Source organism: Bradyrhizobium sp. 2TAF36, assembly GCF_052114925.1.
Classification (GTDB): Bacteria; Pseudomonadota; Alphaproteobacteria; order Rhizobiales; family Xanthobacteraceae; genus Bradyrhizobium; species Bradyrhizobium barranii.
Window position 1 is genome coordinate 47,207 of record NZ_JBFRFR010000073.1, and the last position, 12,777, is coordinate 59,983.

Genomic DNA, 12,777 nt, shown 5'->3' on the forward strand with positions numbered 1-12,777 from the left:
TGCCCCCTGATTGTCAATAAGATTGGGCCAGATCGTCGCGCTTTCTGCCCCAGACACCGCCTTCCGACACAAATTATTGACAATCCGGGTTCTCCCTGCTCCACAAGGCGGACCGGCATGAGCCGGAGGCTGAGGGCATGTCCGACATCCGCACCGCAGACGCCATGCCGGTCCGGCGCGACGATCCGGACGATGTCGTCGCGCGGCTGGAAGAGGACATCATCTTCGGCCGCCTGCCGCCGGGCGCGCGCCTCACCGAAGACGCGCTGATGTCGCGCTACGGCACCTCCCGGCACTTCGTGCGGCAGGCCTTGGTCGATGCCGAGCGCCGCGGCATCGTCCGCCGCGAGAAGAACGTCGGCGCCACCGTGCGGTTCTACTCGGCCGAGGAAGTCCGGCAGATCTACGAGGTCCGCGAGATGCTGACCCGGCAGGCCGCGCTGATGATCCCCCTGCCCGCACCGCAAGGCCTGATCGACGAGCTGACCGCACTGCAACGGCAATATTGCGCGAAGGCCGATGTGCAGGATCTGCGCGGCATCCACGAGGCCAACGACGCCTTTCACCTCGCGCTGTTCTCGGCCTGCGGCAATCCCTATCTGGTGCGGTCGCTCCAGGACTACATGAGCCTGACGCTGCCGATGCGCGCCAAGAACCTCGCCGACCGCGAGGGACTTGCGCAATCGCGGCGCCAACACGAGCTGATGATCGAGCTGTTGAAGGGCCGCGACAGCTGGGCGTTGGCGCAGCTGTGTGTGGATCACATGCAGTTCAGCAAGTCGGATTATCTGACGAGGATTGCGGGTGAGGAGAGCTGACGCTAGACCAAGGCAACGCTACAGGTCTTACAATGCCGCATGATGTGAGCACGCCACCCCTGCTTGTTGACGTCGCCATCGAAGCGAAGTCCAGGGCCGATCATGAGAAGCTCGTTGCTGCGCTCTTGAAGCTCACCGCCAAGGACGGAGCGCTCGCCGTGTCGGTCGATCAAGACTCTGCTCAGATCATCCTGAAGGGAACGAGCGAAACCCGCATCGAGAGCGCGATCGACGCCCTCAACCGGACCTCTGGAATAGCCGTCAATATTGGTGCCCTGCAGGTGGCATTTCTCGAGCATCCGACCAAACGTGCGGAGGCGGAATACACTCACAAAAAGATCTACGGGCCCAAGGGGGAGTTTGCCGCCGTCAAGCTTGCCATCGAGCCGAATGAGCCTGGCACGGGATACCAGCTTGAACGCAAGACTGGTGTGGATGCGCTACCGAACAAATATATGCCCGGGATCGAGAAAGGGCTCGAAAGCGTACTGGCCTGCGGCGTGATTGCGGGCTTTCCGGTGGTGAACGTCAGGGTCCAGCTGATCGACGGCAAGTATCACGACGTCGATTCTTCACCGCTCGCCTTCGAGATCGCGGCTAATGCCGCGTTCCGCAGGGCGCTGCAAACGGCAGAATCGGTCTTGCTTGAGCCGATCATGAAGGTCGAAGTGGTGACACCGACGCCGTTCGCACAATCGATCGTTGACGACCTGACATCACGGCGTGGGACCGCCCACTCCAGGGTCGTCGACGATGACACGGTCGCGATCGATGCGACGGTACCGCTCATAGCGATGTTCGGCTATGCGAACAGCCTGCGCGTGTTGAGCCAGGGGCTCGCCAGCCACACAATGCGCTTCGACCGCTATGCCGCCGCACCGCAGCCCTGGGACGGCCCGCCATTTCGTCCGGCGATCGGGATGCGTGCCTGACACTCATCGCGATAGAAGAGGCCGCCAACGCAGGCGGCCTCCCAAAATTCTGAACTGACCCGCGCTCTTATTTGAGGTCGAGAGCCCGGCAGTAGTAGCCGCTCTCAACGCCCGTCCAGCCTCGCTCCATGCGGTTACTGCGGCACTCGTAGTAGGACTTGAAGTTGAGGACGTTCTTGCAATTCGCAACCGCGCCGCCGGAGAGCGAGCATCCCGGACCTTGGTTTGGGTTCAGGTGAGCCGCGGGACCGATCGGTGCGGCGCTCACCGGCGCGATCGACAAGGTAGCAAGGATCAACGCTGACATCGCTAACGTCTTCATAGCCATCCTCCCTGTTCTTGTTGCCTGGGACGGCAATGCACGTCCCGGAACAGACGATAGCATGACGCGAGTGACAGGTCCTTCTCAATCAGAGCTTGTTCGCGTTCAGTACCGCCTCAGCAAACCGCGGTCCACGCTGGCATCGCCGTAGTCAGCGCAGCCCCTTGTCGGGTTCTTGATCAAGTCCGTCCGGACGCGCCTGAACGTTTTGCCGGCCGCCTCACGCACCTCGGGGCGGAATTTACCGGGATCGTAGGTCTCGCCGTCGCGGGCCTTGATGGCTGCAGCATAGGCGTCGATCATGGCCATCGCCGCCTCAGGGCTGCCGAGAAGCCGGGYGCCGAGTTGAACGCCGCCGGCGCCGTCGACCTCGTAACCGTCGCATCGCTGCTCCAGCACCACCGATGCGGTGACGAGCTGGTCAAGGAACGTCGCCTCGGCATCGCTGAGGGCTGCGGCTCGCGCCGATCCTGACATGACTCCCGGTACGATCGTCGCGAGCATCGCGACGACTGACAATTTGATTTTCATGCGCAGCAAGATCATTCGGGTCGATCAGGCGCGGCCCTGACGACCCATAACAAGCCCGTACGGGAAGAGGAGAATGATGGCGCCGACCACGCTGCCGATGAAGCCGGCGCCCTCCCCGAACTTATACCATCCCACGGCCTGACCGAGCCACGTCGCGACGAACGCACCGACGATCCCCAAAACCGTCGTCAGGATGAACCCCGTGGGCTCGGATTTGTCGCCGGGCATGATGAATTTCGCGACCACGCCGACGATAAATCCAATGATGATCGTCCAAAGGATACCCATGTCCATCGCTCCATTCGGTCGGTTTGCACATCAACGTCTGAAGGAATGCGTGATCGCTTGATGGGCCAGACGATCCCGGGAACGACGTTGATCTAGATCAATGGGCAGCAGCGGCCGAGCCGAAAGCTGGTCCCTGCTCTTTCTTGTGCGGAAGGTGCTCAACGAGCCCCGCAATGCGAAGCGGATCGATGCATGGCGATCATAGGCGAGATCACGCACACCACGACCTACCGCTATGCAAAGCCGGTGAGGTTCGGCACGCACCGGGCGATGTTCCTGCCGCGGCGCGGCGCCTCGACCCGGCTGCTTCGCTGGTCCGCTGCTACCAGCCTGCCATCAAAGGTGCATTGGGTAACCGACTCCCGCTCCAATGCCGTCACGGTGATGGACTTCAGCGAACCCGGCAGCGAGCTGACATTCACGTTCAGGGTTCGTGGCGTCTATTTTGGCATCAAGGGTCTGGAGACATTTCCGCTGGACCTCCGGGCCGAGGAGGTCCCCGTGCAGTACACCCCGGACGAATGGACCGACCTTGCCGGTTACCTGCGCCCGCATGCCGACGATGCAGACGGCAGCCATGCGGCGTGGACCAAGAGCTTCGTTGCCGGCGATCAGGATCGGACCGCCGACGTGCTGCGCCGAATGCTCGGCAAGTTTCGCAGCGACTTCAGCTATTGCGGCAGAGATGCCGAAGGCACACAGTCACCCGGCGAAACGCTGCGCACGAAATCGGGCACCTGCCGGGACTTCGCCTGGCTGATGATCGAGACGTTGCGCCGGCTCGGCTTTGCCGCGCGCTTCGTCAGCGGTTATCTCTATGATGCGGCGCTCGATGGCGGCGCCGTGGGCATGACCGGCTCCGGCGCGACCCACGCATGGGTGCAGGTATTCCTGCCCGGCGCCGGCTGGCTGGATTACGATCCAACCAACAGTTTGAGCGCTGGCTTCGACCTCATTCCGGTGGCCATTGCGCGGCATCCGGGCCAGGCCGTGCCGCTGACTGGCTCGTGGTTCGGCGAACCCGGCGATTACCTGGGCATGTCGATCAATGTCGCCGTCAACAAGATCGGCGAAATGCTCGATCCTTCGGAAGCATAGGCTACCGAGATGCGCGGCGGTCGCTGACCATGGCATTTTATCGCAACAGTACGAAGGGACATGGGCCGCTCGACGCCGTCGCCGTCCCATTCGAGGCCCTGAAGGGCAGGATCCGGCAACTTTACGAAGGCGACACGTTCGGCTGCATAAAATTCCGATACGCCCTGCTCGCGCTGGACATCGTCACGGTTCTGTTCATCATCGCGACCTCGTTCCTGCCTCGCAACAGGGCCATCGAGTCGCTCGATGTCGTGTTCGGCGTGCTGATCCTTGCGGATTTCGCCGCACGGATGATCATCAGCCGTCAACCGCTGCATGACCTGGCGCGACTTTCGACCTGGACTGACATCGTCGTCATCATCTCGTTCCTTGCGCCGCTCGCCGGAGAGGCCGGCGGCTTCCTGCGCGCATTTCGAACATTGCGGCTGCTGCGCGACTACCAGATGGTGGCGCGGCTCCGGGTCGACAGCCCCTTCTTCCGGCGAAACGAGGAAGTCGTCTTTGCCGTCGTGAACCTCGGCGTGTTCATTTTCGTGATGACCGGGATCGTCTACGAGACGCAGAAGTCTCACAATCATCAGATCGCCAACTATGCCGACGCGCTCTACTTCACGGTCACCGCACTGACCACGACCGGCTTCGGCGACATCACCTTGCCAGGGACCGTCGGCCGCCTGATCACCGTCGTCATCATGATCTTTGGCGTGACCCTTTTCCTGAATCTCGCCAAGGCACTGCTCGCGCCCTCCAAGGTACGCTTCCCCTGTCCGGTTTGCGCCCTGCAGCGCCACGATGTCGACGCGGTGCATTGCAAAGCGTGTGGCACCGTCTTGAACATTCCCGATGAAGGCATGGACTAGGCTGCATGCCGGCACGAGTGCCGCGGAGAGGCCCCCTCACCTCATAACTGTGGAGAGGGGGTATGGCATTTCAGCGCTTATTCCAATCAATGATCCGGCTCGTGTCGCCGTCGAACTCGTTGCTGCAGAACGCGCCGCCCTGGTAGTGGTCGCCGACCGGATCCGGCTTCAGCTTGGTCTGCTCGGCCATCGCGTGCTCGCGGAAATCCTCGGCGCGCCCCGTCGGGCGATAGCCGAATTCGTAGGCGCGGTGGTTGTCCCACCAGGCGCGCTCGTTGAGGGAGGCGCCGTAGAAGACCTCGAAATGGATGTCGGGATGTTCGAGCCCGATGCGGCAGAGCTGCACGAGGTCGTCGGGTTTCAGCCAGATCGAGAGCCGGCGCTGGTCGAGCGGCATGTCGCCGAAATTGCCGATGCGCAGGCAGGTCACCTTCAGGCCGTGCTTGTCGGCGTAGAGCGCACCGACGGCCTCGCCGAACACCTTGCTGACGCCATAACGCCCGTCGGGGCGCGGGGTGACGTCGGTCCCGATCTTGTGATGGCGGGGGTAGAAGCCGACCGCGTGGTTGGACGAGGCGAACACCACGCGCTTGACGCCCTTGCGGTACGCGGCCTCGAACAAATTGTAGCCGCCGATGATGTTGGCCTGGAGGATTTGGTCCCAGGTGCCTTCGACCGAATAGCCGCCGAAATGGATGATGCCGTCGACGCCATCGCAGATCGCCTCGCACTGCGCGAGATCGGCGAGATCCGCCGCTTTGAATTGTTCGTTCGCGCCGAGATCGGCGGGCGGCTTGATGTCGGAGAGCAGGAGATCCGGATAGATCGGCGGCAGCAGCTTTCGCAGGCTCGTGCCGATTCCGCCCGAAGCTCCCGTCATCAAAATACGCGGCATGTCTTCCCTCGCCTGTGGTGACCGATTTGCGGCCGTAGATAACTGATGCTAGCAGACTTGGACAGAGGGAACGCAACAAAGAGACCTGCACATGAACGATGCATCGCCCCACACTCAAGGCTGGCGGCCGGCGACCTATTACCCCGATCCGGCGATAAAAGCACTGGACCCCCGCTTCGAAAAATACTGGCTAAAGCTGTCGGCAGTGGAGCGGCTGGCGACCGGCCTGCGCTGGGCCGAGGGTCCGGTGTGGTTCGGCGACGGACGCTATCTCCTGTGCAGCGACATCCCGAACCAGCGCATCATCAAATGGGAGGAGGAGACCGGAACCGTTTCGGTCTTCCGAAAGCCCTCGAATTTCGCCAACGGCAACACCAGGGATCGTCAGGGCCGGCTCGTCACCTGCGAGCATGGCGGCCGCCGCGTGGTGCGCACCGAATATGACGGCAGCATCACCGTGCTGATGGATTCGTTCGGCGGCAAGCGGCTGAACTCGCCGAACGACGTGGTGGTGAAGTCCGACGGCTCGATCTGGTTCACCGATCCGACCTTCGGCCTGCTTGGCAATTACGAGGGCTACAAGGCGGAGCCCGAGATCGAGCCGAACGTCTATCGGCTCGATCCTGCAACGGGCAAGGCGACCATCGTCGCCGAAGGYGTGCTCGGTCCGAACGGGCTGTGCTTCTCGCCCGACGAGAAGATTCTGTATGTCGTGGAATCGCGCGGCGTGCCGAACCGAAAAATCCTCGCCTATGACGTCTCGCCCGACGGCACCACGATCTCCAACAAGCGCGTCCACATCGATGCCGGCCCGGGCACGCCCGACGGCATGCGCTGCGACATCGACGGCAATCTCTGGTGCGGCTGGGGTATGGGCGATCCCGAGCTCGACGGCGTCGTCGTATTCGCGCCCGACGGCGTCATGATCGGCCGCATCGCGCTGCCCGAGCGCTGCGCCAATCTCTGCTTCGGCGGCGTCAAGCGCAACCGCCTGTTCATGGCGGCAAGCCAGTCGATCTACGCGCTGTATGTGAACACGCAAGGCGCGGTCGGGGGATAGGCGTTCCGCAGAGACGGTCTCGTAGGGTGGGCAAAGCGAAAGCGTGCCCACCGCTTCTTGTTCGTCGCGGAATGGTGGGCACGTCGCTACGCTCCTTTGCCCACCCAACGAGGTCCCTCCTCCGTCATTGCGAGCGAAGCGAAGCAATCCAGACTGTTTTCGCGGAGACAGCCTGGATTGCTTCGTCGCTGCGCTCCTCGCAATGACGACGGAGCAAAACGAAAAACGCCGGAGCGGTTTCCCGCTCCGGCGTCATGCTTGTTCAGGCGAAAAAACTTACGCCGCGTTGAAGCCCGCAACGGCCTTCACTTCGAGGAAGTCCTCGAGGCCGTACTTGCCCCACTCGCGGCCGTTGCCCGACTGCTTGTAGCCGCCGAACGGCGCGGTGCGGTCGTTGGGCACGCCCTGGAGATTGACGTTGCCGGCGCGGATCTGGCGACCCACGCGCTTGGCGTCCTCAACCGAAGCGCCCGAGACGTAACCCGCGAGACCATAGGGCGTGTCGTTGGCGATGTGCACGGCCTCGGCTTCGTCCTTGGCGCCGATGATGGTGAGCACCGGTCCGAAGATCTCTTCACGGGCGATCGTCATGTCGGGGGTGACGTCGGCGAAGATGGTTGGACGGACGTAGAAGCCCTTGTTGACGCCTTCGGGCAGGCCCGGGCCGCCGGCAACGAGCGTTGCGCCCTCGTCGATGCCCTTCTTGATCAGACCCTGGATCTTGTCCCACTGGCCGCGGTTGACGACCGGACCAATGGTAGTGCCTTCAGCGCGGGGATCACCGGCCTTGGTCTTATCGGCGACAGCCTTCGCGATCGCGGCGACTTCCTTCATCTTCGACAGCGGCACGATCATGCGCGAGGGTGCGTTGCAGGACTGGCCGGAGTTGTTGAACATGTGCATCACGCCGCCGGTCACCGCCTTGGTCAGGTCGGCGCCTTCGAGGATGACGTTCGGCGACTTGCCGCCGAGCTCCTGGCTGACGCGCTTCACGGTCGGCGCGGCGCGCTTGGCCACATCGATGCCGGCGCGGGTCGAGCCGGTGAACGAGATCATGTCGATGTCAGGATGCTCGCTCATAGCGGCGCCGACCTCGGGGCCGAGGCCGTTGACGAGGTTGAACACGCCCTTCGGCACGCCGGCTTCATGGAGGATTTCCGCGAAGATCAACGCCGAGGTTGGGGTGAACTCCGACGGCTTCAGGATCATAGTRCAGCCGGCGGCGAGCGCAGGCGCAACCTTGCAGGCGATCTGGTTCAGCGGCCAGTTCCAGGGCGTGATCATGCCGACCACGCCGACCGGCTCGCGCAGCACCATGGCGGTGCCGACCGGTTCCTCGAAATGATAGTTCTTGAGCACGTCGAGCGTGGTCATGAGGTGGCCGAGGCCGGCGCCGGCCTGGAGCTTCTCCGCCATCGGCAGCGGCGCGCCCATCTCGTCGGAGACGGCGGCGCCGATCTCCTTGAGGCGGCCCTTGTAGATCTCGATGACTTTCGTGAGCAGCGCGACGCGCTCCTCGCGGCTGGTCTGGGAGAAGGTTGCAAAGGCGCGCTTGGCAGCAGTGACGGCCTTGTCGACGTCAGCCTTGGAGCCCAGCGCAACCTCGTACATCGCCTCTTCCGTCGCGGGATTGACCACGGCGGTGGACTTCTTGACGGCGGGATCGACCCAGGCGCCGTCGATGTAGAATTGCATGCGATTGACCATCGTTAACCTCTTCTTGGGGGCTTGGAGGGGGCGTTTCGGCAGGCATCCTTGCACGAAAGCGCCGGCAATTGAACCCGCCATATGCGGGGCCAGCGTTGCTGCGGACGGAGGATATATGAGCCGATGGCGGGAACGAGGCAAGGCTCCCTCAGGTGTCATTCCGGGACGCGCTACTTGGCGCGGGCCCGGAATCCATAACCACGATCGGGAGTATGGATTCCGGGCTCGACGCTACGCGTCGCCCCGGAATGACAGGGCAGTTACCTCAACTACACCGCCATCTTCCGGTGCAGCACCGGTGCGCCGGTGGTGAGGCTTTCGGCCGCATCGATGATGGCGTTCGCATCGATGCCGTAATGGCGGTAGAGGTCCGCGATGGTGCCGGTCTGGCCGAACTGCTCGACGCCGAGTGCCTCGACGCGATGACCGCGGACGCTGCCGAGCCAGCCGAGCGCGGAGGGATGGCCGTCGATCACGGTCACGATGCCGCAGTCGCGCGGCAGCGGCGCGAGCAGCTTTTCGATGTGGCTGAGATGCTGCACACCCCGCCGATCGCGCCGCAATTTCCGCGCAGCGGTCCAACCCGCATGCAGGCGATCCGCCGAGGTGATCGCGAGCAGACCGATGTCACGGCGGCTCTCGCCGATGAAGCCGGTCGCCTCGATCGCTTCGGGCGCGACCGCGCCGGTATAGGCGATCACGAGTTCGGCATTGGGCCCCGGCTTGCGCAGCCAATAGGCGCCGTCGGTGATGCCCTGCGCAAGCTCCGGCGTCATGATCCGCTGCGCCTGCTCGATGCTGCGCGTCGAGAGCCGCAAATAGACCGAGCCGCCCTCGCCCGGATCGCGCTGCATGTGATTGAAGCCCCACGCCATGATCACGGCGAGCTCGTCGACGAAAGCCGGCTCGAACGAGGCGAGCCCGTCCTGCGCCATGCCGATCAACGGCGTCGCGATCGACTGGTGCGCACCGCCTTCAGGCGCCAGCGTGATGCCCGAGGGCGTCGCGGCCACCATGAAGCGCGCATCCTGGTAGCAGGCGTAGTTCAATGCATCGAGGCCGCGCTCGATGAAGGGATCGTAGAGCGTGCCGACCGGCAAAAGCCGCTCGCCGTTGATCTGGTGCGACAGACCGAGCGCCGAGAGCATGATGAACAGGTTCATCTCGGCGATGCCGAGCTCGAGATGCTGCCCCTTGGGCGAGAAGTCCCAATTGAACGTGGAGGGAATTTTCTCGCTGCGGAATAAATCCGCCTTCTCGCCGCGCGCGAACAGGCCGCGCCGGTTCACCCACGGACCGAGATTGGTCGAGACCGTGACGTCGGGCGAGGTCGTGACGATGCGCCTCGCCAGCTCGCTGTCGTCGCGCGCGATCTCGTTCAGCACGAGGCCAAAGCCCTGCTGGGTCGACATCTGCGGCGACGGCTTGAACGCGAGTTGCTGGGGCACCCCGACCACGGGCGCGGTCAGCCGGCGGCCGTCCTGGTTGAACGGCACGCGCGCGAGGAAGGCGTCGAGCTCGGCGGCGTCCTGCGCGAGGCCCTCGTACTTGTCCCATTCATGGCCCGCACGAATGTTCTGGCTCTCGCGATATTTCTCCATCTGCGTGACCGTCATCAGGCCGGCGTGGTTGTCCTTGTGGCCCTGGAACGGCAGGCCGACGCCCTTGATGGTGTAGGCGATGAAGCAGACCGGGCGATCGTGATCGATCGACTCGAACGCCTCCAGCATGCTCGCCATGTCGTGGCCGCCGAGGTTCGACATCAGCGCCAGCAGCTCCTCGTCGCTGCGCCTGTCGATCAGCTTGGTGATCGGGCCCTGGTCGCCGATCTCGTCGTGCAGATGCTTGCGGAAGGCGGCGCCGCCCTGGAAGCACAGAGCCGCGTAGAGCGCGTTCGGGCAATTGTCGATCCAAGCTTTAAGCGCCTCGCCGCCGGGCTCGGCGAAGGCCTCGCGCATCAGGCGGCCATATTTCACGATCACCACGTCCCAGCCGAAATTGCGGAACATGGTCTCAAACTTTTCCCAGAGCCCCTCGCGCACAACGGCGTCGAGCGACTGCCTGTTATAGTCGACCACCCACCAGGTGTTGCGCAGGCCGTGCTTCCAGCCTTCGGCGAGCGCTTCGAAAATGTTGCCCTCGTCCATCTCGGCATCGCCGACGAGGGCAATCATCCGCCCTTCGCGGCGATCCTTCATCCAGCCATGCGCCTTGACGTAGTCCTGCACCAGCGATGCGAACAGCGTCTGCGCGACGCCGAGGCCGACCGACCCAGTCGAGAAATCGACGTCGTCGACATCCTTGGTGCGCGAGGGATAGGACTGCGCGCCCTTGAAGCCGCGAAAGTTCTCCAGCTTCTCGCGAGTCTGCCGGCCGAACAGATACTGGATGGCGTGGAACACCGGGCTCGCATGCGGCTTCACCGCAACGCGATCCTCAGGGCGCAACACGCTGAAATACAGCGCCGACATGATGGTCGCAAGCGAGGCAGACGAGGCTTGGTGTCCCCCGACCTTGAGCCCGTCCGCGTTGGCGCGGATGTGGTTGGCGTGATGGATGGTCCATGACGACAGCCACAGCGCCTTGCGGGCCAGCGCGGTCAATGTGTCCAGACGGGCGGTATCAACGGGCATCGCAATGGCTCCCGGAAACAGGTTGGACGATGATACGCCCGCGGGCGGCGCCAAACTTCTCAATTTTTCGCGCCATACCTCCAAATATTGGGATACTTTACCAATGGATCAGCACTTCAGACAGGTTTCATCCCAATGCCAGACCTCGACGCCATCGACCGGAAAATCCTCGCTTTGCTCCAGAACGACAGCCGGCTGACAATGCAGGAACTCGCCGACAAGGTCGGGCTCTCGGTGTCGCCCTGCCATCGCCGGGTCAAGCTGCTGGAGGAGCGCGGCGTCATCAGCCGCTACATCGCGACCGTCGACCAGAAGGCGCTGGGGCTGCATGTCAGCGTCTTCATCTCGATCAAGTTGGCGCGGCAGAAGGAGGAGGATCTGAATCGTTTCGCCCGCGCGATCTCGAAATGGGACGAGGTGCTGGAGTGCTATCTGATGACCGGCAACCGCGACTATCTCCTGCGCGTGGTGGCGGCCGACCTCGCCTCCTACGAGACCTTCCTGAAGACCAAGCTGACCCGGCTGGACGGCATTGCCTCGATCGAGTCGAGCTTCGCGCTCAGCCAGGTCAAATATTCGATCGCCCTGCCGGTCTGACGGCCCCGCCGGGCTATTTCGGAACCGGTGTCACATGGGCGCAATAAACCCCGCCGATGGTCACGGGCGACAGGCACCCTGCCGAAAGAAGGACCCATGACCGCATCCGACCGCACCCCTGAAATGGCCAAACGCGAGCGCATCATCCGGGAAATGACCGACGATCTCGACGAAGAGCTGGAGATGGAGCTCGATGACAGCAGGCTCGACGAGCTGCTGGACGAGACCGACGCGCTCCGCCCGACGGTTGATCGCAGGCTCTATTTCCGGGAACTGCTGCGGCTCCAGGGCGAGCTGGTCAAGCTCCAGGACTGGGTGCAGAGCGAGAAGAAGAAGGTCGTGGTGCTGTTCGAGGGCCGCGACTCCGCCGGCAAGGGCGGCGTCATCAAGCGCATCACCCAGCGGCTCAATCCCCGCATCTGCCGTGTCGCGGCGCTTCCGGCACCAAGCGAGCGCGAACGCACGCAATGGTACTTCCAGCGCTACGTGTCGCATTTGCCGGCCGGCGGCGAGATCGTGCTGTTCGACCGCAGCTGGTACAACCGCGCCGGCGTCGAGCGCGTGATGGGCTTCTGCACCGAGGAGCAATACCAGGAGTTCTTCAAGACGGTGCCGGAGTTCGAGCGGATGCTGATCCGCTCCGGTATCACTCTCGTCAAATACTGGTTCTCGATCACCGACGACGAGCAGCAGTTCCGCTTCAGCATGCGCATCAGGGATCCGCTGAAGCAATGGAAGCTGAGCCCGATGGACGTCGAGGCGCGCAGCCGCTGGGAGGCGTACACCAAGGCCAAGGAGACGATGCTGGAGCACACGCATCTGCCGGATTCGCCGTGGTGGATCGTCGACGCCGTCGACAAGAAGCGCGCCCGCCTCAACTGCATCGCGCATCTGCTCAGCCAGATGCCGTACCAGGAGGTCGCCCGCGTGCCCGTGGTGCTGCCGCCGCGCGTCCGTAATCCCGACTATCACCGCGGCCCGATTCCGCCGGAGATGTACGTGCCTTCGAAATACTGACGGCACCCGCCGCGCCTGC

At 63.5% G+C, this 12,777-nt stretch carries 13 protein-coding genes; 7 read left to right on the top strand and 6 right to left on the bottom strand.

The window, feature by feature from the left end; translation table 11 throughout:
* The first annotated feature begins 137 nt into the window (after positions 1-137).
* Positions 138-818 (top strand): GntR family transcriptional regulator, encoded by a 681-nt coding sequence (locus AB4Z51_RS33870; RefSeq protein ID WP_135216298.1) that lies wholly within the window; start codon positions 138-140, stop codon positions 816-818.
* Positions 819-850: 32 nt separating this feature from the next.
* Positions 851-1,750, top strand: coding sequence for a hypothetical protein (locus tag AB4Z51_RS33875; protein WP_085404415.1), 900 nt, complete (start codon positions 851-853; stop codon positions 1,748-1,750).
* A 67-nt stretch (positions 1,751-1,817) separates the two neighbouring features.
* Here the strand turns inward: AB4Z51_RS33875 and AB4Z51_RS33880 are convergent, their stop codons facing one another.
* The 3 genes from AB4Z51_RS33880 to AB4Z51_RS33890 all read right to left on the bottom strand — a co-directional run bounded on the left by AB4Z51_RS33880 (position 1,818) and on the right by AB4Z51_RS33890 (position 2,891).
* Positions 1,818-2,072, bottom strand: a complete 255-nt coding sequence (locus tag AB4Z51_RS33880) for a hypothetical protein (RefSeq protein WP_135216299.1) — start codon at positions 2,070-2,072, stop codon at positions 1,818-1,820.
* A gap of 105 nt (positions 2,073-2,177) precedes the next feature.
* A complete protein-coding gene (locus AB4Z51_RS33885; RefSeq protein WP_441498847.1) occupies positions 2,178-2,603 on the bottom strand; it encodes a hypothetical protein in 426 nt (141 codons plus the stop codon).
* Between the two features lie 24 nt (positions 2,604-2,627).
* Positions 2,628-2,891, bottom strand: a complete 264-nt coding sequence (locus AB4Z51_RS33890) for a GlsB/YeaQ/YmgE family stress response membrane protein (protein WP_441498848.1) — start codon at positions 2,889-2,891, stop codon at positions 2,628-2,630.
* Positions 2,892-3,083: 192 nt separating this feature from the next.
* Here AB4Z51_RS33890 and AB4Z51_RS33895 point away from each other — a divergent pair, with 192 nt between their 5' ends.
* Positions 3,084-3,989: a transglutaminase family protein gene (locus AB4Z51_RS33895; RefSeq protein WP_085404417.1), complete on the top strand. Its 906-nt coding sequence runs from the start codon at positions 3,084-3,086 to the stop codon at positions 3,987-3,989.
* A gap of 29 nt (positions 3,990-4,018) precedes the next feature.
* Positions 4,019-4,849, top strand: a complete 831-nt coding sequence (locus AB4Z51_RS33900) for a potassium channel family protein (RefSeq protein ID WP_193560925.1) — start codon at positions 4,019-4,021, stop codon at positions 4,847-4,849.
* A gap of 70 nt (positions 4,850-4,919) precedes the next feature.
* Here AB4Z51_RS33900 and AB4Z51_RS33905 read toward each other — a convergent pair whose 3' ends face one another.
* A complete protein-coding gene (locus AB4Z51_RS33905) occupies positions 4,920-5,744 on the bottom strand; it encodes an NAD-dependent epimerase/dehydratase family protein (RefSeq protein ID WP_085404418.1) in 825 nt (274 codons plus the stop codon).
* 91 nt (positions 5,745-5,835) lie between these two features.
* Between AB4Z51_RS33905 and AB4Z51_RS33910 the strand changes: the two genes are divergently transcribed.
* Positions 5,836-6,804 (top strand): SMP-30/gluconolactonase/LRE family protein, encoded by a 969-nt coding sequence (locus AB4Z51_RS33910; protein WP_085404419.1) that lies wholly within the window; start codon positions 5,836-5,838, stop codon positions 6,802-6,804.
* 276 nt (positions 6,805-7,080) lie between these two features.
* On the opposite strand, the gene AB4Z51_RS33915 is transcribed toward AB4Z51_RS33910, so the two are convergent.
* Together AB4Z51_RS33915 and AB4Z51_RS33920 are read right to left on the bottom strand one after the other, a co-directional pair.
* The gene (locus tag AB4Z51_RS33915) at positions 7,081-8,511 is read right to left on the bottom strand and encodes an aldehyde dehydrogenase family protein (RefSeq protein WP_085404420.1); all 1,431 of its coding nucleotides are present in this window, start codon (positions 8,509-8,511) and stop codon (positions 7,081-7,083) included.
* Positions 8,512-8,780: 269 nt separating this feature from the next.
* Positions 8,781-11,144: a transketolase gene (locus AB4Z51_RS33920; RefSeq protein ID WP_135216300.1), complete on the bottom strand. Its 2,364-nt coding sequence runs from the start codon at positions 11,142-11,144 to the stop codon at positions 8,781-8,783.
* A 135-nt stretch (positions 11,145-11,279) separates the two neighbouring features.
* Here AB4Z51_RS33920 and AB4Z51_RS33925 point away from each other — a divergent pair, with 135 nt between their 5' ends.
* Positions 11,280-11,741, top strand: a complete 462-nt coding sequence (locus AB4Z51_RS33925) for an Lrp/AsnC family transcriptional regulator (protein ID WP_014497003.1) — start codon at positions 11,280-11,282, stop codon at positions 11,739-11,741.
* Between the two features lie 96 nt (positions 11,742-11,837).
* A complete protein-coding gene (gene ppk2 / locus AB4Z51_RS33930) occupies positions 11,838-12,758 on the top strand; it encodes a polyphosphate kinase 2 (protein ID WP_085404422.1) in 921 nt (306 codons plus the stop codon).
* Positions 12,759-12,777: the final 19 nt, after the last annotated feature.